Origin of the sequence: Pseudomonas phoenicis, assembly GCF_047302395.1 — a bacterium.
GTDB lineage: Bacteria > Pseudomonadota > Gammaproteobacteria > Pseudomonadales > Pseudomonadaceae > Aquipseudomonas.
On the sequence record NZ_CP154852.1, the window covers coordinates 2609374 to 2630576 of the forward strand.

The 21203-nt window shown below is 62.0% G+C and carries 22 protein-coding genes and 1 other RNA gene; 17 read left to right on the plus strand and 6 right to left on the minus strand.

All coding sequences use genetic code 11. From position 1 onward, the window contains the following. The first annotated feature begins 68 nt into the window (after window positions 1–68). Entirely contained in the window at window positions 69–1163 is a 1095-nt protein-coding gene (gene zapE / locus AA0Z93_RS11705) for a cell division protein ZapE (protein WP_296264600.1), read from the plus strand. A 94-nt stretch (window positions 1164–1257) separates the two neighbouring features. On the opposite strand, the gene AA0Z93_RS11710 is transcribed toward zapE, so the two are convergent. Further along, complete coding sequence (locus AA0Z93_RS11710) at window positions 1258–2181, minus strand: GlxA family transcriptional regulator (protein WP_413049023.1); 924 nt, start codon at window positions 2179–2181, stop codon at window positions 1258–1260. Window positions 2182–2396: 215 nt separating this feature from the next. After that, window positions 2397–3437, minus strand: coding sequence for an NADP(H)-dependent aldo-keto reductase (locus AA0Z93_RS11715; protein ID WP_413048782.1), 1041 nt, complete (start codon window positions 3435–3437; stop codon window positions 2397–2399). Window positions 3438–3693: 256 nt separating this feature from the next. On the opposite strand from AA0Z93_RS11715, the gene rplM reads away from it, so the two are divergent. The 7 genes from rplM to AA0Z93_RS11750 all read left to right on the plus strand — a co-directional run bounded on the left by rplM (window position 3694) and on the right by AA0Z93_RS11750 (window position 8563). Beyond that, a complete protein-coding gene (gene rplM, locus AA0Z93_RS11720; RefSeq protein ID WP_413048781.1) occupies window positions 3694–4122 on the plus strand; it encodes a 50S ribosomal protein L13 in 429 nt (142 codons plus the stop codon). Between the two features lie 14 nt (window positions 4123–4136). Beyond that, window positions 4137–4529 carry a 30S ribosomal protein S9 gene (gene rpsI, locus AA0Z93_RS11725; protein WP_028696599.1) on the plus strand — a complete coding sequence of 131 codons (393 nt, stop codon included), beginning with the start codon at window positions 4137–4139 and terminating at the stop codon, window positions 4527–4529. Between the two features lie 260 nt (window positions 4530–4789). Then, window positions 4790–5383 (plus strand): ubiquinol-cytochrome c reductase iron-sulfur subunit, encoded by a 594-nt coding sequence (gene petA, locus AA0Z93_RS11730; protein ID WP_413048780.1) that lies wholly within the window; start codon window positions 4790–4792, stop codon window positions 5381–5383. Next, a complete protein-coding gene (locus tag AA0Z93_RS11735) occupies window positions 5383–6594 on the plus strand; it encodes a cytochrome b (protein WP_413048779.1) in 1212 nt (403 codons plus the stop codon). Before petA ends, AA0Z93_RS11735 begins: the two co-directional genes overlap by 1 nt. Then, entirely contained in the window at window positions 6594–7373 is a 780-nt protein-coding gene (locus tag AA0Z93_RS11740; RefSeq protein WP_413048778.1) for a cytochrome c1, read from the plus strand. The genes AA0Z93_RS11735 and AA0Z93_RS11740 overlap by 1 nt, the downstream gene beginning before the upstream one ends. A 121-nt stretch (window positions 7374–7494) precedes the next feature. Further along, window positions 7495–8118: a glutathione S-transferase N-terminal domain-containing protein gene (locus AA0Z93_RS11745; RefSeq protein WP_413049022.1), complete on the plus strand. Its 624-nt coding sequence runs from the start codon at window positions 7495–7497 to the stop codon at window positions 8116–8118. A 10-nt stretch (window positions 8119–8128) separates the two neighbouring features. Next, a complete protein-coding gene (locus tag AA0Z93_RS11750) occupies window positions 8129–8563 on the plus strand; it encodes a ClpXP protease specificity-enhancing factor (protein ID WP_413048777.1) in 435 nt (144 codons plus the stop codon). Window positions 8564–8607: 44 nt separating this feature from the next. Here AA0Z93_RS11750 and AA0Z93_RS11755 read toward each other — a convergent pair whose 3' ends face one another. The 4 genes from AA0Z93_RS11755 to AA0Z93_RS11770 all read right to left on the minus strand — a co-directional run bounded on the left by AA0Z93_RS11755 (window position 8608) and on the right by AA0Z93_RS11770 (window position 12047). Beyond that, entirely contained in the window at window positions 8608–9186 is a 579-nt protein-coding gene (locus tag AA0Z93_RS11755) for a BON domain-containing protein (RefSeq protein ID WP_413048776.1), read from the minus strand. Continuing rightward, window positions 9183–9776: a phosphoheptose isomerase gene (locus tag AA0Z93_RS11760; RefSeq protein WP_413048775.1), complete on the minus strand. Its 594-nt coding sequence runs from the start codon at window positions 9774–9776 to the stop codon at window positions 9183–9185. The genes AA0Z93_RS11755 and AA0Z93_RS11760 overlap by 4 nt, the downstream gene beginning before the upstream one ends. 88 nt (window positions 9777–9864) lie before the next feature. After that, complete coding sequence (locus AA0Z93_RS11765; protein WP_413048774.1) at window positions 9865–10233, minus strand: YraN family protein; 369 nt, start codon at window positions 10231–10233, stop codon at window positions 9865–9867. Beyond that, window positions 10233–12047: a penicillin-binding protein activator gene (locus AA0Z93_RS11770; protein ID WP_413048773.1), complete on the minus strand. Its 1815-nt coding sequence runs from the start codon at window positions 12045–12047 to the stop codon at window positions 10233–10235. The genes AA0Z93_RS11765 and AA0Z93_RS11770 overlap by 1 nt, the downstream gene beginning before the upstream one ends. Window positions 12048–12235: 188 nt before the next feature. Here AA0Z93_RS11770 and rsmI point away from each other — a divergent pair, with 188 nt between their 5' ends. The 9 genes from rsmI to mraY all read left to right on the plus strand — a co-directional run bounded on the left by rsmI (window position 12236) and on the right by mraY (window position 21198). Next, the gene (gene rsmI / locus AA0Z93_RS11775) at window positions 12236–13111 is read left to right on the plus strand and encodes a 16S rRNA (cytidine(1402)-2'-O)-methyltransferase (protein ID WP_413049021.1); all 876 of its coding nucleotides are present in this window, start codon (window positions 12236–12238) and stop codon (window positions 13109–13111) included. A gap of 67 nt (window positions 13112–13178) precedes the next feature. Beyond that, window positions 13179–13538, plus strand: an RNA gene (rnpB, locus tag AA0Z93_RS11780) — RNase P RNA component class A. A 308-nt stretch (window positions 13539–13846) separates the two neighbouring features. Then, window positions 13847–14302 carry a division/cell wall cluster transcriptional repressor MraZ gene (gene mraZ, locus AA0Z93_RS11785; protein ID WP_313739215.1) on the plus strand — a complete coding sequence of 152 codons (456 nt, stop codon included), beginning with the start codon at window positions 13847–13849 and terminating at the stop codon, window positions 14300–14302. After that, window positions 14299–15246 carry a 16S rRNA (cytosine(1402)-N(4))-methyltransferase RsmH gene (rsmH, locus tag AA0Z93_RS11790; RefSeq protein WP_413048772.1) on the plus strand — a complete coding sequence of 316 codons (948 nt, stop codon included), beginning with the start codon at window positions 14299–14301 and terminating at the stop codon, window positions 15244–15246. The genes mraZ and rsmH overlap by 4 nt, the downstream gene beginning before the upstream one ends. Further along, window positions 15243–15536, plus strand: coding sequence for a cell division protein FtsL (ftsL, locus tag AA0Z93_RS11795; RefSeq protein WP_413048771.1), 294 nt, complete (start codon window positions 15243–15245; stop codon window positions 15534–15536). The genes rsmH and ftsL overlap by 4 nt, the downstream gene beginning before the upstream one ends. Then, on the plus strand, window positions 15536–17269 hold the full coding sequence (locus tag AA0Z93_RS11800) for a peptidoglycan D,D-transpeptidase FtsI family protein (protein ID WP_413049020.1): 1734 nt from the start codon (window positions 15536–15538) through the stop codon (window positions 17267–17269). The genes ftsL and AA0Z93_RS11800 overlap by 1 nt, the downstream gene beginning before the upstream one ends. Further along, window positions 17266–18756 (plus strand): UDP-N-acetylmuramoyl-L-alanyl-D-glutamate--2,6-diaminopimelate ligase, encoded by a 1491-nt coding sequence (locus tag AA0Z93_RS11805; RefSeq protein ID WP_413048770.1) that lies wholly within the window; start codon window positions 17266–17268, stop codon window positions 18754–18756. The genes AA0Z93_RS11800 and AA0Z93_RS11805 overlap by 4 nt, the downstream gene beginning before the upstream one ends. After that, the gene (locus tag AA0Z93_RS11810; protein WP_413048769.1) at window positions 18749–20116 is read left to right on the plus strand and encodes a UDP-N-acetylmuramoyl-tripeptide--D-alanyl-D-alanine ligase; all 1368 of its coding nucleotides are present in this window, start codon (window positions 18749–18751) and stop codon (window positions 20114–20116) included. The genes AA0Z93_RS11805 and AA0Z93_RS11810 overlap by 8 nt, the downstream gene beginning before the upstream one ends. Beyond that, window positions 20116–21198, plus strand: coding sequence for a phospho-N-acetylmuramoyl-pentapeptide-transferase (mraY, locus tag AA0Z93_RS11815; protein ID WP_413048768.1), 1083 nt, complete (start codon window positions 20116–20118; stop codon window positions 21196–21198). Before AA0Z93_RS11810 ends, mraY begins: the two co-directional genes overlap by 1 nt. The last annotated feature ends 5 nt before the right edge of the window (window positions 21199–21203 follow it).

The window sequence follows — 21203 nt, forward strand, 5'->3', positions numbered from 1 at the left end:
GTCCGATTGCCATTACTCGGGGCCGTCGCTACAGTGACGGCCCGGTTTTGTTGCCTCGCTAGCGAATTATGACGCCTCTAGAACGATACCAAGCAGATCTCAAACGTCCCGACTTCTTCCACGACGCAGCGCAGGAAACGGCGGTGCGTCACCTGCAGCGGCTGTACGACGACCTGCTGGCGGCGCAGAACAACAAACCGGGCATGCTCGGCAAGCTGTTCGGCCGCAAGGAGCAGACCCCGGTCAAGGGCCTGTATTTCTGGGGTGGCGTCGGTCGCGGCAAGACTTACCTGGTCGACACCTTCTTCGAAGCCTTGCCGTTCCCGCAGAAGATGCGTACGCACTTCCACCGTTTCATGAAACGCGTGCACGAGGAAATGAAAACCCTCAAGGGCGAGAAGAACCCCCTGACCGTCATCGCCAAGCGTTTCTCCAACGAGGCGCGGGTCATTTGCTTCGACGAGTTCTTCGTTTCCGACATCACCGACGCCATGATTCTTGGCACCTTGATGGAAGAGCTGTTCAAGAACGGCGTCACCCTGGTGGCCACCTCGAACATTGTGCCGGACGGCCTGTACAAGGACGGTCTGCAGCGGGCGCGCTTCCTGCCGGCCATCGCCATGATCAAGCAGTACACCGACGTGGTGAACGTCGATAGCGGCGTGGACTACCGCCTGCGCCATCTGGAACAGGCCGAGCTGTTCCACTACCCGCTCAACGACGCCGCACACGAAAGCCTGCGCCAGAGCTTCAAGGCCTTGACGCCCGACTGCACGCAGGCGGTGGAAAACGACGTGCTGATGATCGAAAACCGCGAAATCCACGCCTTGCGTACCTGCGACGACGTCGCCTGGTTCGATTTCCGCGCACTGTGCGATGGCCCGCGTAGCCAGAACGACTACATCGAGCTGGGCAAGATCTTCCACGCCGTGCTGCTCAGCAACGTCGAGCAGATGGGCGTCGCCTCCGACGACATTGCCCGCCGCTTCATCAACATGGTCGACGAGTTCTACGACCGTAACGTCAAGCTGATCATTTCAGCTGAAGTCGAACTCAAAGACCTCTACACCGGTGGCCGTCTGAGCTTCGAATTCCAACGCACCCTGAGCCGTCTGCTGGAAATGCAATCCCACGAGTTCCTGTCGCGCGCGCACAAGCCTTAGGCGACGCGCCAGCGCGTCCAGCCAATACGAAAAAAAGCCGGCGCAGACCTGAGTCTGCCCGGCTTTTTTCGTCGATGACGGCTGCACGTTCGGCTCACCTGCCGTTGGCTACGGCGGGCCGGTCGTTGTCTTGCATGAACTGCTGGCGATACTGGTTGGGCGAGAGGTCAGTGTGCTGGCGGAACAGCCGAGCGAAGAAGCTGGCATCGTCGTAACCGACTTCGTAACTGATGGTCTTGATGCTCTTGCGTGTGCTCGACAACAGGCCTTTGGCGGTTTCGATGCGCAGCCGCTGTAGGTAGTGCAAGGGCTTGTCACCCGTGGCGCCTTGGAACCTGCGCATGAAATTGCGAATGCTCATGCCATGGTTGCGAGCCACGTCTTCGAAGCGGAACTTGTCGGCAAAGTGGTCTTCCAGCCAGTGCTGGATCTGCAGGATGATCAGATCCTGGTGCAGTTTCTGGCCGCCAAAACCCATGCGCCCTGGCGTGTAGTTGCGTTGCACTTCATAGAGGATGTCGCGGGCGACCGCTTGCGCGACGTTGGCGCCGCAGAAACGCTCGATCAGGTAGATGTACAGGTCGCAGGCGGAAGTGGTGCCGCCTGCGCAATACAGGTTGTCGGCGTCGGTCAGGTGCTTGTCCTGGTTCAACCGTACTTTCGGGAAACGTTCGGCGAAGCTGTTGAAGAAGCGCCAGTAGGTGGTCGCTTCCTTGCCGTCGAGCAGTCCGGCTTCGGCCAGCCAGAACACCCCGCTGGCCTCGCCGCAGAGTACCGCCCCGCGGGCGTGCTGCGCACGCAGCCAAGGCAGCACCTGGGGCGACTTGGCCAGCAGGCGGTCGAAGTCGTCGGAAAAGGCCGGCAGGATGATGACGTCGGCGTCATCCAGGCTACCGTCGACGGGAATGCGCACTTTGCTGAAGCTGTCGACCGCTTGGCCGTCGGGGCTGACCAGGCAGATCTCGAACATCGGCTGTGGGCTCAGGCCAAGCTGGCGGCTATAGCGCAGGCTGGCCAGATGGAAGAAGTCTTTGGCCTGCATCAGGGTCGAGGCGAACACCTGATCGGTGGCCAGGATGCTGACGCGCTGCAATTGGGCGCGAGAGGAAATTGGCGTCATGGTCTTTGTTCTTATAGGGGTAAGTGGTCAATCCGTGGCTGGATCGTCTTACCTTTTTTCGTCGCTGTCTAGCGCGAAACGCCGGAGGAGGGCGCCGAAGCGCCTTCCCATGGTCACGGAGCCGGGTTGGGCTGGTCCTGGTGGATGGCTTCGATGGCCGCAAGCAGTTCGTCGCTGAGCTCGAGGCGGCTGCTGTCGAGATTGAGTTTGAGCTGTTCGAGGTTGGTCGCGCCGATGATGTTGCTGGTCACGAACGGCTGGCGCGTGACGAAGGCCAGGGCCATCTGCGCCGGGTCCAGGCCGTGTTCGCGGGCCAATTGCACGTAACGGCTGCAAGCGTCGACGGTCTGCGGATTGGAGTAGCGGGCGAAGCGGCTGAACAGGGTCAGGCGTGCGCCCTCCGGTCGGGCGCCTTGCTCGTACTTGCCCGACAGCATGCCGAAGGCCAGAGGCGAATAGGCCAGCAGGCCGCATTGCTCGCGGATCGCTACCTCCGCCAGGCCGACCTCGAAGCTGCGGTTGAGCAGGTTGTAAGGGTTCTGGATCGACACCGCCCGCGGCCAGCCACGGCTTTCGGCCAGTTGCAGGAATTTCATGGTGCCCCAGGGCGTTTCGTTGGACAGGCCGATATGGCGGATCTTGCCTGCGCGGACTTGTTCGTCCAGCACCTCGAGGGTTTCTTCCAAGGGAGTGAAATGGTCGTTCGGCAGGTGCTGGTAACCGAGCTTGCCGAAGAAGTTCGTGCTGCGTTCCGGCCAGTGCAACTGGTAGAGATCGAGGTAGTCGGTGTCCAAGCGCTGCAGGCTGGCGTCGAGTGCCGCGACGATGTGCTGGCGGTTGTGCCTGAGCTGGCCGTCGCGAATATGACTGATGCCGTTGCCCGGGCCTGCGATCTTGCTGGCCAGTGTCCATTGCTCGCGGTCGCCGTGCCGACGGAACCAGTTGCCGATGATGCGCTCCGTGGCGGCATAGGTTTCCGGACGCGGGGGTACCGGATACATCTCGGCGGTATCGATGAAGTTGACCCCATGATCGCGGGCCATGGCGATCTGCTCGAACGCCTCGGACTCGTCGTTCTGCTCGCCCCAGGTCATGCTGCCAAGGCACAGGGCGCTGACCTCGAGCGCGGTGCCGCCTAGCTTGCGGTATTCCATGTGGGTCTGTCTCCTCAAGTGGAAAATGATCGAAGCGGGTTGAAATATCCTGCGTAATCTGGATAATTACGCGCCTTCGTGCGCTGCGGAAGTGATGCACCGCGTTGTACGAGAAACCTTTGCCGAATCTGGACGCGCCGACCCGAGCCCCCTATAGCGTCCGTATGCGGCTGCGCGCTTGACTTGTCAAGTGATGCACTAACCAGTAAGATTCGCCGTCTTAATTTTCGCTGGGCGGCCTCTGAGGCTTTAGAGAATGAAAACTTTTACTGCTAAACCGGAAACAGTAACGCGCGACTGGTTCGTCGTCGACGCCGCTGGCCAGACCCTGGGTCGTCTCGCCACCGAAATCGCTCTTCGTCTGCGCGGCAAGCACAAGGCAGAATACACCCCTCACGTTGACACCGGCGACTACATCGTCGTCATCAACGCCGAGCAGGTACGTGTCACTGGCGCCAAAGCTACAGACAAAATGTACTACTCCCACTCCGGCTTCCCGGGCGGTATCAAGGAAATCAACTTCGAGAAGTTGATCGCCAAGGCCCCCGAGCGCGTGATCGAGACCGCGGTCAAAGGCATGCTGCCTAAGAACCCGCTGGGCCGCGACATGTACCGCAAGCTGAAAGTGTACGCGGGTGCTGCTCACCCACACACTGCTCAGCAGCCTCAAGAACTGAAGATCTAACGGGATAGTTCATTATGTCGGCGACTCAAAATTACGGCACTGGCCGTCGCAAGACCGCAACCGCTCGCGTGTTCCTGCGTCCAGGTACTGGCAACATCTCCATCAACAACCGTCCTCTGGACACGTTCTTCGGCCGCGAAACCGCTCGCATGGTTGTTCGCCAGCCGCTGGAACTGACCGAGAACCTCGAGAAGTTCGACATCTATGTCACCGTTGCCGGTGGTGGTGTCAGCGGTCAAGCCGGTGCAATCCGCCACGGCATCACCCGCGCGCTGATGGAATACGACGAAGCCCTGCGCCCAGCACTGCGCCGCGCTGGCTACGTCACCCGCGATGCTCGTGAAGTCGAGCGTAAGAAAGTGGGTCTGCGTAAAGCGCGTAAGCGTCCTCAGTACTCCAAGCGTTAATCGCGCTTCGGCAGTCGAAAAAACCCGATTCCCTGGAATCGGGTTTTTTTTTGCCTGCGCACTGGCCTTGTCCGTATCCGCTTCGTCTCGCCTTATAGACGTAGATCAAGCAATGCGAGGGTTGGCGCCGCCTCGCGGCTAATCACCTTGTAATTGTGTGGGCTTGTTTCTTACCATGGCGGCCAAATTTTGGTGCCACAGATATTGCCTGATGACAGGCCCGCAGAATGGGTCGTGAACGCTGATGGGGAGAGGACTGAATGAGTAATGACGGCGTCAATGCAGGGCGGCGCCGCTTCCTTGTAGCTGCCACTTCGGTGGTGGGTGCAGCGGGGGCAGTGGGCGCTGCGGTACCGTTCGTGGGGTCATGGTTTCCCAGTGCCAAAGCCAAGGCGGCGGGCGCACCGGTCAAGGTCAACATCGCCAAGATCGAGCCAGGCCAGCAGATGGTGGCCGAGTGGCGTGGCCAGCCGGTGTTCATCGTACGACGCACACCGGAGATCCTGGGCAACCTGCAAAAGATCGTCGACGATCTGTCCGATCCACAGTCCGAGGTCTCCGATCAGCCCAGCTACGTCGATGCCCAAACGCGTTCCATCAAGCCGGACATCCTCATCCTCGTAGGGTTGTGTACGCATCTGGGCTGCTCGCCCACGTTCCGTCCCGAAGTGGCGCCGGTCGACCTGGGTCCCAAATGGGTCGGCGGCTATTTCTGCCCTTGCCACGGCTCGCATTACGACATGGCGGGCCGCGTCTACAAGTCGCAGCCAGCGCCCCTCAATCTACCTGTGCCACCCCATGCCTATGAGTCGGACGACATCGTCGTCATCGGCGTCGATCAGGAGAGCGTGTGATGAGCAAGTTCATGCAGTGGATCGATGCACGCTTCCCCGCGACCAAGATGTGGGAAGAGCACCTGAGCAAGTACTACGCCCCGAAGAATTTCAACTTTCTGTACTTCTTCGGCTCTCTGGCGTTGCTGGTGTTGGTCAACCAGATCGTCACCGGCGTATGGCTGACCATGAGCTTCACGCCTTCCGCCGAAGAAGCGTTCGCATCGGTCGAATACATCATGCGCGATGTGGAATACGGCTGGATTCTGCGCTACCTGCACTCCACCGGCGCTTCGGCGTTCTTCATCGTGATTTACCTGCACATGTTCCGCGGCCTGCTCTACGGGTCCTACCAAAAGCCCCGCGAGCTCGTATGGCTGTTCGGCATGCTGATCTACCTGGCGCTGATGGCCGAAGCGTTCATGGGCTATCTGTTGCCCTGGGGGCAGATGTCGTATTGGGGGGCGCAGGTGATCATTTCGCTGTTCGGCGCCATTCCTGTGATCGGCGATGACCTGACCCAATGGATCCGCGGCGATTACCTGATTTCCGGCATCACCCTGAACCGCTTCTTCGCCCTGCACGTGGTGGCATTGCCCATCGTCATTCTCGGGCTTGTGGTGCTGCACATCCTGGCGCTGCACGAAGTGGGTTCGAACAACCCCGACGGCATCGACATCAAGAAGTACAAGGACGAAAACGGCATTCCCCTCGACGGCATTCCGTTCCACCCGTACTACACGGTCAAGGACATCGTCGGCGTCGTGGTCTTCTTGTTCGTGTTCTGCTCGGTGGTGTTCTTCTTCCCGGAAATGGGCGGGTATTTCCTGGAAAAACCCAACTTCGAACAAGCCAACGCTTTCAAGACCCCTGAACACATTGCGCCAGTCTGGTACTTCACGCCTTTCTACGCGATCTTGCGCGCGGTGCCCGACAAGCTGATGGGGGTGATCGCCATGGGGGCGGCGATCGCAGTGCTGTTCGTGCTGCCCTGGCTCGACCGTAGCCCGGTGCGCTCGATGCGCTACAAAGGTTGGCTGAGCAAGGTGTTCCTGCTGGTGTTCTGCGTGTCCTTCGTGATCCTGGGCGTATTGGGCGTCCTGGCACCGACCCCTGGCCGGACCTTGCTCTCGCAAGTGTGTACCGCACTGTATTTCGCTTACTTCCTGCTGATGCCGTTTTATACCCGGCTCGAACAGACCAAACCGGTTCCGGAAAGGGTGACTGGCTGATGAATAAGCTGATTGCTGTAATGTTGCTGGCTCTGTTGCCGCTGTTCGCGTGGGCGGCGGAGCATGGCGTGACATTGGACAAGGTCGATGTCGACCTGTCCGACAAAGCCGCCCTGCAAGACGGCGCGCGCACCTTCGCCAACTACTGCATGGGTTGCCACAGTGCCAAATTCCAACGTTACGAGCGCGTGGCCGACGACTTGGGCATTCCCCATGATGTGATGCTGGAAAACCTGGTGTTCACCGGCGCCAAGATCGGCGATCACATGAAGATCGGCATGCAGGCGCAGGATGCAAAAACTTGGTTCGGTGCCGCGCCGCCCGATTTGACCCTGGTGGCCCGGGTGCGTGGCGAAGACTGGCTGTACAGCTACCTGCGCAGTTTCTATGCCGACCCGTCACGGCCCTATGGCGTCAACAACAAGGTGTTCCCCAACGTCGGCATGCCCAATGTGCTGGCAGGATTGCAGGGCAACCAGGTCATTGGCTGCAAGCAGGTGCAAACCGTCGTCGAGGGCAAGAAGCAGTTCGACCCCTTGACCGGCAGCCCATTGACCCACGAAGCCTGTGATCAGCTGACCGTGGAGCCGAATTCCGGTACCCTGGCGCCCGAACAGTTCGACGAGAAGGTCAAGAATCTGGTGACCTTCCTGGCCTATTCGGCCAACCCGGTGAAGCTGGAGAGCCAGCGCATCGGCACCTATGTGCTGCTGTATCTGGCCGTCTTCTTCGTATTCGCTTATTTCCTCAAGCGCGAGTATTGGAAGGACGTGCACTGATCGCGCAGCCATAGCAGGAAGTTGAACGCGCTCCGATGCGGCGTTGGCCATCAGCCAGCTCCGTCTCGGAGCGCGTTCGCGTTTAGGCTATTGCACGCATGTTTATGCGAGGAGTCACGTGATGGACGTCATCAATGGGTTGGCTTGTTATTCCGACCCCGCTGACCATTATTCCCACCGGGTACGCCTGGTGCTTGCCGAGAAGGGGATCAGCGTAAAGATCATCGACGTCGATGCCGCGCACCTGCCGCCGAAGCTGGTCGAGGTCAACCCCTATGGCAGCGTCCCGACCCTGGTGGACCGCGATCTGACACTGTACGAACCCACCGTGGTCGTGGAGTACCTCGAGGAACGATATCCGCATCCGCCCTTGATGCCGGTGTATCCGGTGGCGCGGGGCAATACCCGGCTGTTGATGCACCGTATCCAGCGAGATTGGTGCGCGCTGGCCGATGTCGTTCTGGATTCACGCAGTGCCAAGGCCGCGAGCCTTGAGGCACGCAAGAACCTGCGCGAGAGCCTGATTGGGGTATCAGCGTTGTTCGGCGAGTTCAACTGTTTCATGAGCGAGGAGCAAAGCCTGCTCGATTGTTGTCTACTGCCCATCCTATGGCGCCTGCCGAGCATGGGCATCGAATTGCCGCGGCAAGCCAAGCCCTTGTTGGATTACATGGAACGACAGTTCGCCCGCCCGTCATTCATGGCGAGCCTGTCGTCCGCCGAGCGCGAAATGCGCAACGTTTAAGGAGCCGGTGATGAATTCCAGTCGCCCCTATCTGGTTAAAGCCCTCTACGAGTGGATCGTCGATAACGATTGCACGCCCCACATGCTGGTCAATGCCGAATACCCACAAGTCCAAGTGCCCGATGGTTTTGCCAGCGATGGTCAGATCGTCCTCAACATATCGCCCAGTGCCGTACGCAGTCTGCACATGGATAACCAGGCCGTAAGTTTCGAGGGTCGCTTCGGCGGCGTACCCCACAGTCTGTACGTGCCTACAGGCGCCATCCTGGGTATCTATGCCCGGGAGAACGGCCAGGGAATGGTCTTCGAGTTGGAGCCCTCCATGGAGGAGGATGACTTTGCGCTCGACGAAGAGGGTTTCGGCACGGACGATGACGACTCTCCAGACGGCGGCGGCCAGCCGCCTCGGCCAAGCGGGCGTCCTAGCCTGAAGGTGGTCAAGTAACAAAAAAGGCGATCCGCAGGGATCGCCTTTTTCATGGGGCTTGATCAGTCGATGTATTCGAACAGCTTGACGATCTTCTGCACACCGGACACGCCCTGCGTGACGTTGGTGGCCGCAGTGGCTTCGCCATTGGTCACCAGGCCCAGCAGATAGACGATACCGTTTTCGGTGATCACCTTGATGCGCGAACTTGGCACGTTGGTGTCGGCAAGCATCTGTGTCTTGATCTTGGTGGTGAGCCACGCATCGTTGTTGCGCGCCAGGATTGAAGAGGGCTGCATGACTTGCAGCTCGTTGTGCACGCGTTTGACCCGCTGCACCTGGCTGGCGGTTTGCTCGGCCAAGGCTTTGAGGTCGGCGCGTGGTGTCTGGCCTGCCAGCAAGACCACGCCGTTATAGCTGCTGACGACGATGTGCGAGCCTTTGTCGAGGTCGGGGCTGGCCTTGCCGACGTTCACCGAAACCTTGGTTTCTATCAGCGAGTCGTCGATCTTGCTGCCGATGGTTCGCGTCCCGCGGTCGTCGTCGATGGGCGAGTTGCGTGCCGAGGACACGATGGAGCTGCAGCCTGAGATGCCCAGGCAGAGGGTGAGGGCCGCCAGGCCCAGACGCTTGGAGATCATTCTTCACTCCCGAACAGTTGGCTGTCGATCAGGTCGCACAGGCAGTGGATTGTCAGCAGGTGGACTTCCTGAATGCGTGCGGTGACGTTGGACGGTACGCGGATTTCCACATCCTCGGGCAGCAACAGCGAGGCCATGCCGCCACCGTCGCGCCCGGTCAGGGCGACCACCACCATCTCGCGGTCGTGCGCGGCCTGGATCGCCTGGATCACGTTGGCCGAGTTACCGCTGGTGGAGATGGCCAGCAGCACGTCGCCGGGTTGTCCCAGGGCGCGGATCTGCTTGGAAAAGATTTCGTTGTAGCTGTAGTCGTTGGCGATGGAGGTGATGGTCGAGCTGTCGGTGGTCAGCGCAATGGCAGGCAGGCTCGGACGCTCACGCTCGAAGCGGTTGAGCAGTTCTGACGAAAAGTGCTGGGCATCGCCGGCCGAGCCACCGTTGCCGCAGGCGAGCATCTTGCCCTCGTTGAGCAAGGCATTGACCATGACCAGACTGGCATGCTCGATATGCGGTGCCAGGACGTCCATGGCCTGTTGCTTGATGTCGATGCTGGCCTGGAAGAGCCGGCAGATACGGGATTGCATGTCCATCGGGTGTGACCTTAAAAGGGGCGGTGGCCGGCGCGCGGCGCAACTAGGCACTGCCCGCGAAACATAGAGCTGAATAATCGAATCAGGTTCAGCAGTCGAAGGCGTTTTTCAGCCATTGCAGCGGCTGACCGGCATGGCCGCTACCTTGCATCGCGACGACATCGAAGCGGCAAGGGTAGGTGGCCCAACGGGATTCTTGTTGCAGAAACAGATTTGCCGCCAGTGCCAGCTTTCGTTGCTTGCGCGAATCGATGCTGGCGAGGGCACCGCCATGGCTGGCATGCAACCGATAGCGGACTTCGACGAATACTACTGTATCGGCGTCGAGCATGACCAGATCAAGCTCGCCGCCGCGACACCTCCAGTTGCGCGCCACCAGCTGCAGGCCTTGCCCTTGCAGCCAGTGCAGGGCATGGGACTCGGCCGCTTGGCCTGCGCACGCAAGAGGTGCCTTCATCAGCGTGGTGTATCGGGCAGGCGCTTGACCTGCCCACCGGCGAATTCCGCCCATGGCAGTTGGCGTTCGATGCGCTGATTGTCGTTGACGCTCAAGCTACCGGACAGACCTTGGATGCGGTTGTCCGGCAAGGCCTTGAGCTGGCCCAGACGCGGCGCCAGCGCATAGGCGTCCACGCCCATGGCATACAGGCGGCCGAGGCTGCCAGCGGCTTGTGGCCACTGCTGCACGACCTGCTGGCGCAGGGCGTTGCTGGTGTCGAGCAGCCAGGGCGTCTCGCAGAAGCGCACGCCGGTCAAGTCGTTGTACTGGTTGACGTCGCCGCTGGCGCTGTAGAGGTTCGAGGTGGCGTAGACCGGAATGTCGCCGGCGTACTGGAAGTTCAAGGTTGGCTTGATCTGCTGGGCTTGTTGCGGTGTAGCGGCCAGGAAGATGAAGTCGATGTCCTGGCGGCGCGAAGGCTGCGCGGCCACTTCACCACCGACAGCATTTTGCAGGCTCTGTGCACGGCCTTCGCTCTGCCGCAGTTGCAGCAGTTGGGCGATCTGCCCGGCCAGTTCTACCGGTTGGCCGATGCGTTGGGCCGCCAGCAGCGTGCCGCCATTGTTTTCCCAGTCCTGGCGGAAGGCCGCCAGGACGCGGTCACCCCACTCACCGGTAGGTACCAGGGCCACTGCGCGGGTCAGGCCGTCGGCATGGGCGCGGCGCGAGACTTCACGCGCTTCGTCTTCGGCAGCCAGGCCGAACTGGAACAGCTGGGCAGGCGCTTTCTGGCCGGCGTCGGCATAGTTCAGGGCAAGGGTGGTAATCGGCAGGTTGGGGTAGGCGGCCATTTGCTTGACCAAGGGCTTTTCCAGCGGGCCGACCACCAGTTGCGCACCGGCGGCTTGAGCTTGGCGATAGAAGTCGTCGAGCGAGCTTACACGCGAGCTGTCGAACACCTGGATGTCAGGTGCCTGCTGGCCACTCTGTCGGGCCTGGGCCTGGGCTGCCATGAAGCCATCGCGCAGCGCTTTGGCCACGTTCGCCAACGGACCTTCCTGGGGCAACAGCAGAGCGATTTTAGTCAGCGGTTGGCTGGCGAGTTCCTTGAGCTTGAGCAGGGGCGTTGGCAGTTGCGCGGCCGCTGGATGCTCAGGGTGCTGTTGGCGCCAGGATTCGATCGCGGCTTGCTGCTGTTCGAGGGTGCCCGCGGTTTTCACCGCCAGGGCTAGGCTGGTCCAACCCGAGACCGTGGGGTTGGCGGCAGGCTGCAGCTGCTCGGCCGGCAGCGAGGCGACCAAGTTCCAGATCGCGTCGCGGTTGGCGTCGGCTGCCTGTTCCTTGAGCAGGGGCGCCAGCAGCACGCGCTGCTCGACGGCGGCGAGCGTTTGACCGTCGGCTTCGAACGCTGCGGCGTGCACGCTGTAAGTGCGCACCTGCTGCGCCTGTGGCAATTCGCCCAGGTGTTGCAGGCTCGGGTGAGCAAGCGCTTGCACCGCAGCCTTGGGCTGGTTGCGGCTCATCGCCAGTTCCGCGGCCAGGGTGCTGGCGAAGATCTGCTGGGCCGGTTTGAGCGAGTCCAGCGGCACCTGGGCCAGGATGCTTGCGGCGCGTGGGTAGTCCTTCTGTTGATAGGCCAGGTCTGCGGCGCTCAGGCGCAGCAGGGCGGTGTCCTCGGCCGATTTGCTGGCGCTGGCCTTGTCGAGCAACTGCTCGATGCTGGCATCCGGCGTGCGCGGTAATTCGCCCAGATTGGATGAGGGCGAGCTGGCGCAGGCTGCGAGCAGAGCAGCGAGGCACAAGGCTGGGAGCAGCCGCAGACAAGCGATCATGGAAGGATCCTGTTACATGGTCTAGGTGGACGGCAATTGTACCCAAGCGGTGGCCGGGGCGCGATGTCGCATAAGTGCACGCATCAATATAGGCGGCGTTTCGTAGGGTGTAGACCAACTTCGTTGCGTATCATTGCGAGCGCTCGCGCTACAATGGCGCTTTTGTTCCAGATGAGTGGGTGAGTGCAGTGACCGATGCGGCAGAGGCGAGGAAATCCAAGGTGGGCACGTTGTACGTGGTCGCCACGCCCATAGGCAATCTCGACGACATGAGCGCACGCGCCCTGAAGGTGCTGGCCGATGTCGCGCTCATCGCCGCCGAAGACACCCGGCACTCCATCCGCCTGATGCAGCATTTCGGGATCGGCACGCCCTTGGCGGCCTGTCATGAGCACAACGAGCGCAACGAAGGCGGGCGTTTTCTCGAGCGCCTGTTGGCAGGCGATGACGTGGCTTTGGTGTCAGATGCCGGTACGCCCTTGATCTCCGATCCGGGTTACCACCTGGTGCGTCAGGTGCGTGCGGCAGGTATTCCCGTGGTACCAGTACCGGGTGCCTGTGCGCTGATCGCCGCGCTGTCGGCCGCCGGGCTGCCTTCGGACCGTTTCATTTTCGAAGGTTTCCTGCCGGCCAAGGCGGTCGCCCGGCGCACGCGCCTGGAGCATGTCAAGGAAGAGCCACGCACCCTGATCTTCTACGAAGCCCCGCACCGTATCCTCGAATGCCTGGAAGACATGCAGGCGATTTTCGGCGACGAGCGTCCCGCAGTACTGGCGCGCGAGATCAGCAAGACCTTCGAAACCATCCGCAGTCTGCCGCTGGGCGAGTTGCGGGCGTTCGTCGCGGACGATTCCAACCAGCAGCGTGGGGAGTGCGTGGTATTGGTCGGCGGCTGGAGCGCGCCGCAGGAGGGCGAGTTGGTCGACAAGCAGGCGCAGCGGGTGCTGGGCCTGTTGCTCGCCGAAATGCCGCTCAAAAAGGCGGCGGCGCTGGCGGCCGAAATCACCGGCGTGCGCAAGAACGTGCTGTATCAATTTGCGTTGTCGTTGCACAAGGATCAGTGACGGCAAACCGATATCGGACGCGATGTCGCTTGTGGTCAAGGCGCTCTGCCGTTACCCTTGGCGGCGGAGAGTCGGTTGGACAGTCGCTGCCTTCTTTTGTTCCGCAAAAGAGGGGGGAGGAAAGTCCGGGCTTCATAGGGCAGAGTGCCAGGTAACGCCTGGGAGGCGCGAGCCTACGGAAAGTGCCACAGAAAATAACCGCCTACGTACTTCGGTACCGGTAAGGGTGAAAAGGTGCGGTAAGAGCGCACCGCACGGCTGGCAACAGTTCGTGGCTAGGTAAACCCCACTCGAAGCAAGACCAAATAGGGTTCCTTATGGCGTGGCCCGCGTCGGAACCGGGTAGGTTGCTAAAGGCGTCCAGTGATGGCCGTCGTAGAGGAATGACTGTCCTCGACAGAACCCGGCTTACAGACCGACTCTCCACCTCCTTTCCTGCCATCGACCGACGGCAGACTACACATCGGTAATGCCGAAAAAATCTTAATTTTCACAAAACCCTTTAACTCGACGCGCTATCTGCTTGAGTTGAACGGATTTTTGCCGCGCCTAAGCACCTTGGATTGTTTTTCCCTCTTCCTTTTGTACGCTAAATCGCCTTGCTCTAAGGGTTTTCCGTATGAACGCGCCTTGACGGTGCAGCGGGCGGATTCCTATAGTGTGCGCAAGTGGCGAAAAGTGGGAGAAAGTGGGTTTTTTGCCATCATCTAGCCAAGAATCAGAGGATTCTCACTCGTGTTTCGCGGAGCCAATGCCGTCAGCCTCGATGCCAAAGGCAGGCTCGCTATGCCGAGTCGGTATCGTGACGAGTTGAATTCGCGAAGCAATGGCCAACTGATCATCACCATCGATGCCGCCGACCCATGCTTGTGCGTTTACCCCCTCGACGAATGGGAACAGATAGAAACCAAATTACGCGCCTTACCTTCGTTGCGTGAAGAGAACCGCCGCCTTCAGCGTCTGCTGATCGGCAATGCGGTGGATCTGGAACTCGACGGTAGCGGGCGCTTTCTAGTGCCACCGCGTTTGCGCGAATACGCCCGGCTCGACAAGAAGACGATGCTGGTGGGGCAACTGAACAAATTCCAGTTGTGGGACGAACAAGCCTGGAACGACGTTTCAGCCGCCGATCTCGCAGCTATTCAACAACCTGGCGCCATGCCCGACGATTTGCGTGACCTGATCCTGTGACTAAAGAAAGCGGCTTCAACCACATCACCGTGCTGCTCGACGAAGCGGTCGAAGCATTGGCCCTGCGCGACGACGGTTGCTATGTCGATGGCACTTTCGGCCGGGGTGGGCATAGCCGTCTGGTGCTCAGCAGGCTCGGACCGCAGGGGCATCTACTCGGCTTCGACAAAGACCCTCAGGCAATTGCCACAGGACAAGCGCTGGCGGCCGAAGATGGCCGCTTCGTCATTGTGCAGCGCAGCTTTGCCGAGATGGCCGACGAAATCGCCACCCAGGGTCTGCAAGGCCAGGTGTCCGGCGTGCTTCTGGACTTGGGCGTATCCTCGCCGCAGCTCGACGACCCTGCACGTGGCTTCAGTTTCCTCAACGACGGCCCGTTGGACATGCGCATGAACCCCGATCAGGGGATGAGCGCCGCCGACTTCATCGCCCAGGCCGAGGAAGAAGAAATCGCCCGCGTGTTCAAGGAATACGGCGAAGAGCGTTTCGCGCGCCGCATGGCCAGAGCCGTCGTGCAGCGTCGCGAGAAGCAGCCGTTCACCGGCACCGCAGACCTCGCCGAAGTGCTCAAGGTCGCCAACCCTGCCTGGGAGAAAGGCAAGAACCCCGCTACCCGGGCGTTCCAGGGATTGCGCATCCACGTCAACAATGAGTTGGGTGACCTCGAAACCGGGCTGCAAGCCGCCTTCGATGCATTGCAGGTCGGCGGGCGCCTGGTGGTGATCAGCTTCCACTCGCTCGAAGACCGCATCGTCAAACTCTTCATGCGCAAGCTGGCTAAAGGCGAGGCCGACAACCTGCCGCGCAATCTGCCGGTACAGCACAAGGTGTTCGAACCGCGCGTGCGTCTGGTCGGGAAAGCGCAGTTCGCCTCCGAAGCCGAACTCAAGGCCAATCCGCGTTCGCGCAGTGCCGTGATGCGCGTTGCGGAGAAGTTGCGGTGAGCAAGCTTTTCGCCAAACCGCTGCCTGGCGGCAGCTTCCTCATGCTCTTGTTATTCATCGGCGTGCTGGTTTCGGCCATCGCCGTGTCTTACAGCGCACATTGGAACCGTCAGCTGCTCAACACGCTGTACGGCGAGCTCAACGACCGCGACAAGGCCCAGGCGGAGTGGGGGCGTCTGATCCTCGAGCAAAGCACCTGGACTGCCCATAGCCGCATCGAGAACCTGGCCAGCGAGCAATTGAAGATGCGCGTGCCCGCCGCCGACGAAGTACGGATGATCGCGCCATGATGAAACTCGAAGGTGCGCTCTACCCCTGGCGTTTCCGTGTGGTGATCGCGCTGCTGGCCGTGATGGTGGGCGCCATTTGCTGGCGCATCATCGACTTGCAAGTGGTCGATCGCGACTTCCTCAAAGGCCAGGGCGATGCCCGTAGCCTGCGCCACATCCCCATTCCCGCGCACCGTGGTCTGATCACCGACCGCAACGGCGAGCCGCTGGCCGTCAGTACGCCGGTCACCACCCTGTGGGCCAACCCCAAGGAAATGCAGGCGGCCAAGGACCGCTGGCCGCAATTGGCCGCGGTGATGGGGCAGAACCCGCAGCAACTGATCGAGCGCCTCACCCAGCAGGCCAACAAGGAATTCATCTACCTGGTCCGCGGCCTAACGCCCGAGCAGGGGCAGCAGGTGCTCGACCTGAAGGTACCGGGCGTCTACGGCATGGAAGAGTTCCGCCGTTTCTATCCGGCAGGCGATGTGACCGCGCACATGGTCGGTTTCACCGACCTCGACGACCACGGTCGTGAAGGTGTGGAGCTGGCCTATGACGAATGGCTGGCCGGTGTGCCGGGCAAGCGCCAGGTCATCAAGGACCGTCGCGGCCGGCTGATCAAGGACGTGCAGGTGACCAAGAACGCCAAGGCCGGCAAGACCCTGGCCTTGTCCATCGACCTGCGCCTGCAATACCTGGCCACCCGCGAGCTGCGCAACGCCATCGCCGAACAGGAGGCCAAGGCCGGCAGCCTGGTGATCATGGACGTCAAGACTGGCGAAGTGCTGGCGATGGTCAACCAGCCCACCTACAACCCCAACAACCGTCGCAGCATGTTCCCCTCGGCGATGCGCAACCGAGCGATCATCGACGTGTTCGAGCCAGGCTCCACGGTCAAGCCGCTGTCGATGAGCGCAGCTCTGGAAAGCGGCCGTTGGAAGCCCACCGACAAGGTCGAGGTCTATCCCGGCAGCTTGCAGATCGGCCGCTACACCATCAAGGACGTATCGCGCAGCGAAGGGCCGATCCTCGACCTGACCGGCATCCTGATCAACTCCAGTAACGTCGGCATGAGCAAGGTCGCCTTCGACATCGGCGGCGAAGCGATTTACCGGGTCATGTCCCAGCTGGGCCTTGGCCAGTACACCGGCCTTGGCTTCCCGGGCGAGCGCGTCGGCAACCTGCCCAACCACCGCGAGTGGCGCAAGGCCGAAACCGCGACCTTGTCCTATGGCTATGGCCTGTCGGTGACGGCCCTGCAACTGGTGCATGCCTACGCGGCCCTGGCCAACGACGGCAAGATGGTGCCGCTGTCGATCCTCAAGCTCGACAAGGAGCCCGAAGCCACCCAAGTGGTGCCCAAGGCCACTGCCGAGACCATCCAGGGCATGCTCCAGCAAGTGATCGAGGCGCCACGCGGCGTCTACCGCGCCCAGGTGCCGTTCTATCACGTGGCCGGCAAATCCGGGACCGCGCGTAAGGCCACCGTCGGTTCCAAGGGCTACACCGAGAACGCCTACCGGTCCCTGTTCGCAGGCTTCGGTCCGATGAGCGATCCACGTTACGCGATCGTCGTGGTCATCGACGAACCGAGCAAGGGCGGCTACTTCGGCGGCCTGGTCTCGGCGCCGGTGTTCAGCAAGGTGATGTCCGGCACGCTGCGCCTGCTGAACGTACCGCCAGACAACCTGCCGCCGCCGACCGATGCACAGCAAGCCAGTTCAGTACCCGCCAAAGGAGGGCGTGGATGATGACGATGCCACTGAGCAAATTATTCGCCCACGCCAGCCACGATCCGCTGATCCGCGAACTGACCCTCGACAGCCGCCAGGTACGCCCTGGCGATCTGTTTCTCGCCGTGCCGGGCGCCAAACTCGACGGCCGCGCGCACATCGCCGACGCGCTGGCCCGCGGTGCGGCGGCGGTGGCCTATGAGGAGCAGGGTTCGGTAGTGCTGCCGCTCACCGAGGTGCCGCTGATCCCGGTCAAGGGCCTGGTGGCGCAATTGTCGGAAATCGCCGGGCGGTTCTATGGCGAACCCAGCCGTCAGCTGGACCTGATCGGCGTGACCGGCACCAACGGCAAGACCAGCGTCACCCAGCTGGTGGCCCAGGCGCTCGATCTGCTGGGTCAACGCTGTGGCCTCATCGGCACCTTGGGTACGGGCTTCCACGGCGATCTGCAAAGCGGCCGCCTGACCACGCCCGACCCGATCGCGGTGCAATCCACGCTGTACGACCTGAAGAAAGCCGGCGCCCGCGCCGTGGCGATGGAAGTCTCGTCCCACGCGCTCGACCAGGGCCGTGTCGCCGCATTGGCGTTCGACATTGCAGTGATGACCAACCTGTCGCGCGACCATCTCGACTACCACGGCAGCATGCACGCCTACGAGGCCGCCAAGGCCAAGCTGTTCGCCTGGCCGGGGCTGCGCTGCCAAGTGGTCAATCTGGACGACGACTTCGGACGCCGGCTGGCCGCCGATTTCGCCGCCATGCCCGGTCGCGAGCTCATCGAAACCCGTCTGATCAGCTACAGCCTGGAACAGCCCGGCGCCTCGCTGTACTGCCGCGCTGCCACCTTCAGCGACGACGGCGTGCACGCCACCCTCGTCACTGCCCAAGGCGAGCGGACCCTGCGCAGCCAACTGCTGGGCCGCTTCAACCTGAGCAACACCCTGGCCGCCGTGGCCACCTTGCTGGCCCTGGATTATGCGTTGGACGAAATCCTCGAGGCCGTCCCGCAACTGAAAGGCCCGGTAGGCCGCATGCAACGCTTGGGCGGTGGCGACAAGCCGCTGGTGGTGGTCGACTACGCCCATACGCCGGATGCCCTGGACAAAGTGCTCACGGCCCTGCGCCCGCATGTCCGCGGCGAGTTGCTGTGCCTGTTCGGCTGCGGTGGCGACCGTGACCGCGGCAAGCGCCCGTTGATGGCCGAAGTGGCCGAGCGCCTGGCGGACCGCGTGGTGGTCACCGACGACAACCCTCGCCATGAAGTGCCCGCACATATCTTCGACGACATCCGTCCAGGTTTCAGTCGCCTAGAGGCGGTCGAGTTCATCGACGGTCGCGGCCTGGCCATCGCCCAGTTGATCGCTTCTGCCGGCGCCGACGACGTCGTGGTGCTGGCAGGCAAGGGGCATGAGGACTATCAGGAGATCGCCGGCCAACGCCACGACTTCTCCGATCTGAAAGAAGCCGAACAGGCCCTGACCCAGTGGGGAGCGCAACATGCTTGAGGCCATGACCCTCAGCCAATTGGTCGAGCCGTTGCAAGCCTCGCTTCTGGGCGCCGATGCGCGCTTCGACGGCGTGAGCATCGACAGCCGCTCGGTCGTACCTGGGCAGTTGTTCGTCGCCCTTACCGGGCCGCGTTTCGACGGCCACGACTACCTGGCCGACGTCCAGGCCAAGGGCGCGGTCGCCGCTTTGGTCGAGCGCGAGGTGCCGGGCATCGATTTGCCGCAACTGCGCGTGGCCGACTGCCGTCTGGCCCTTGGGCAGCTCGGTGCACTGAACCGCGCCGCGTTCACCCAGCCGGTGGTGGCCATCACCGGCTCCAGCGGCAAGACCACGGTCAAGGAAATGCTCGCCAGCATCCTGCGTACGCGTGGCGAAGTGCTGGCGACCCGCGGCAACCTCAACAACGACCTGGGCGCGCCGCTGACGCTGCTGGAGATCGCGCCACGACATCGCGCCGCGGTCATCGAGCTGGGCGCCTCGCGCCTGGGCGAGATTCGCTACACGGTGGGCCTCACCCAGCCGCACGTGGTGATCCTCAACAACGCCGGCACCGCCCATGTCGGCGAGTTCGGCGGCCCGGACAAGATCGTCGAGGCCAAGGGCGAGATTCTCGAAGGCCTGGGCGAGGGCGGTATCGCCGTGCTCAATCTGGACGACAAGGCCTACTCCATCTGGCATGCACGCGCCGGCAGCCACCCGGTGCTCAGCTTCGCCCTGAGCAACGCCGCCGCCGACTTCCACGCCAGTGCCATCGACCGCGATGCCCGTGGCTGCCCGGGTTTCACCCTGCATGGTGCTCAAGGCAGCGTGCCCGTACAACTGAACCTGCTCGGCGTGCACAACGTCGGCAATGCCTTGGCCGCCGCCGCCGCCGCGCACGCCTTGGGCGTGAGCCTGGCGCACATCGCGCAGGGCCTGAATGCCGTGCAACCGGTCAAGGGCCGCACCGTGGCGCAACTGGCACCCAGCGGTGCCTGCGTCATCGACGACACCTACAACGCAAATCCCACCTCGATGTGCGCAGCCATTGATATACTCGCCGGCTTTTCCGGTCGCACCGTCCTGGTGCTAGGGGATATCGGCGAGTTGGGGCAGTGGGCCGAGGAAGGCCACCGCCAGGTTGGCGCCTACGCCCGTGGCAAGGTTGACGCCTTGTACGCGGTGGGTAGCCACATGGCACATGCCGTCGATGCGTATGGCCACAACGGCCACCACTTCGCTTCTCAAGCCGAGCTGATCGAGGCCGTCCGCGGCCAGGCCACCGGCAACACCACCATTTTGATCAAGGGTTCGCGCAGCGCTGCGATGGAAAACGTCGTGGCGGCACTGTGCGGTTCCAGCGGGGAGAAACATTAATGCTGCTGCTGTTGGCCGAGTATCTGCAACAGTTCCACAAAGGCTTCGCGGTCTTCCAGTACCTGTCCCTGCGCGGCATTCTCGGGGTGCTGACCGCGTTGTCGCTGTCCTTGTGGCTCGGGCCCTGGATGATCCGTACCCTGCAAATGCGCCAGATCGGCCAGGCCGTGCGCAACGACGGGCCGCAGTCGCACCTGTCCAAGTCCGGCACCCCGACCATGGGCGGTGCGCTGATCCTCTCGGCCATCGGCGTCAGTACCTTGCTCTGGGCCGACCTGTCCAACCGCTATGTGTGGGTGGTGCTGATCGTCACGCTGCTGTTCGGCGCCATCGGCTGGGTCGACGACTACCGCAAGGTCATCGAGAAGAACTCGCGCGGTTTGCCAAGCCGCTGGAAGTACTTCTGGCAATCGGTATTCGGTCTGGGCGCAGCGATCTTCCTCTATCAAACGGCGCCGACCAGCGTCGAAACCACGCTGATCGTACCGTTCCTCAAAGACGTGACGATCCCGCTGGGCATCGGCTTCGTGGTGCTGACCTATTTCGTCATCGTCGGCTCCAGCAATGCGGTCAATCTCACCGACGGCCTGGATGGTCTGGCGATCATGCCGACGGTGATGGTCGGCGGTGCGCTGGGCATCTTCTGCTACCTGTCGGGCAACGTGAAGTTCGCCGAATACCTGCTGATTCCCTATGTGCCGGGTTCGGGCGAGCTGATCGTGTTCTGCGGCGCGCTGATCGGCGCGGGCCTGGGCTTTCTCTGGTTCAACACCTACCCGGCGCAAGTGTTCATGGGCGACGTCGGCGCATTGGCGTTGGGCGCTGCCCTGGGCACCATCGCGGTGACCGTGCGCCAGGAAATCGTGCTGTTCATCATGGGCGGGGTGTTCGTCATGGAAACCCTGTCGGTGGTCATCCAGGTCGCCAGTTTCAAGCTGACCGGCAAGCGCGTGTTCCGCATGGCGCCGATCCATCACCATTTCGAACTCAAAGGCTGGCCCGAGCCACGGGTGATCGTGCGCTTCTGGATCATCACCGTGATCCTGGTGCTGATCGGCCTTGCCACCCTGAAGTTGAGGTAGACGCG

Excerpts from the sequence above, each read along its gene's own strand:
- zapE (WP_296264600.1), top strand. The coding sequence starts at position 69 with ATGACGCCTCTAGAACGATACCAAGCAGATCTCAAACGTCCCGACTTC.
- AA0Z93_RS11715 (WP_413048782.1), bottom strand. The coding sequence starts at position 3,437 with ATGGAATACCGCAAGCTAGGCGGCACCGCGCTCGAGGTCAGCGCCCTG.
- rplM (WP_413048781.1), top strand. The coding sequence starts at position 3,694 with ATGAAAACTTTTACTGCTAAACCGGAAACAGTAACGCGCGACTGGTTC.
- rpsI (WP_028696599.1), top strand. The coding sequence starts at position 4,137 with ATGTCGGCGACTCAAAATTACGGCACTGGCCGTCGCAAGACCGCAACC.
- petA (WP_413048780.1), top strand. The coding sequence starts at position 4,790 with ATGAGTAATGACGGCGTCAATGCAGGGCGGCGCCGCTTCCTTGTAGCT.
- AA0Z93_RS11735 (WP_413048779.1), top strand. The coding sequence starts at position 5,383 with ATGAGCAAGTTCATGCAGTGGATCGATGCACGCTTCCCCGCGACCAAG.
- AA0Z93_RS11740 (WP_413048778.1), top strand. The coding sequence starts at position 6,594 with ATGAATAAGCTGATTGCTGTAATGTTGCTGGCTCTGTTGCCGCTGTTC.
- AA0Z93_RS11745 (WP_413049022.1), top strand. The coding sequence starts at position 7,495 with ATGGACGTCATCAATGGGTTGGCTTGTTATTCCGACCCCGCTGACCAT.
- AA0Z93_RS11750 (WP_413048777.1), top strand. The coding sequence starts at position 8,129 with ATGAATTCCAGTCGCCCCTATCTGGTTAAAGCCCTCTACGAGTGGATC.
- AA0Z93_RS11755 (WP_413048776.1), bottom strand. The coding sequence starts at position 9,186 with ATGATCTCCAAGCGTCTGGGCCTGGCGGCCCTCACCCTCTGCCTGGGC.
- AA0Z93_RS11760 (WP_413048775.1), bottom strand. The coding sequence starts at position 9,776 with ATGGACATGCAATCCCGTATCTGCCGGCTCTTCCAGGCCAGCATCGAC.
- AA0Z93_RS11765 (WP_413048774.1), bottom strand. The coding sequence starts at position 10,233 with ATGAAGGCACCTCTTGCGTGCGCAGGCCAAGCGGCCGAGTCCCATGCC.
- AA0Z93_RS11770 (WP_413048773.1), bottom strand. The coding sequence starts at position 12,047 with ATGATCGCTTGTCTGCGGCTGCTCCCAGCCTTGTGCCTCGCTGCTCTG.
- AA0Z93_RS11800 (WP_413049020.1), top strand. The coding sequence starts at position 15,536 with ATGAAACTCGAAGGTGCGCTCTACCCCTGGCGTTTCCGTGTGGTGATC.
- AA0Z93_RS11805 (WP_413048770.1), top strand. The coding sequence starts at position 17,266 with ATGATGACGATGCCACTGAGCAAATTATTCGCCCACGCCAGCCACGAT.
- AA0Z93_RS11810 (WP_413048769.1), top strand. The coding sequence starts at position 18,749 with ATGCTTGAGGCCATGACCCTCAGCCAATTGGTCGAGCCGTTGCAAGCC.
- mraY (WP_413048768.1), top strand. The coding sequence starts at position 20,116 with ATGCTGCTGCTGTTGGCCGAGTATCTGCAACAGTTCCACAAAGGCTTC.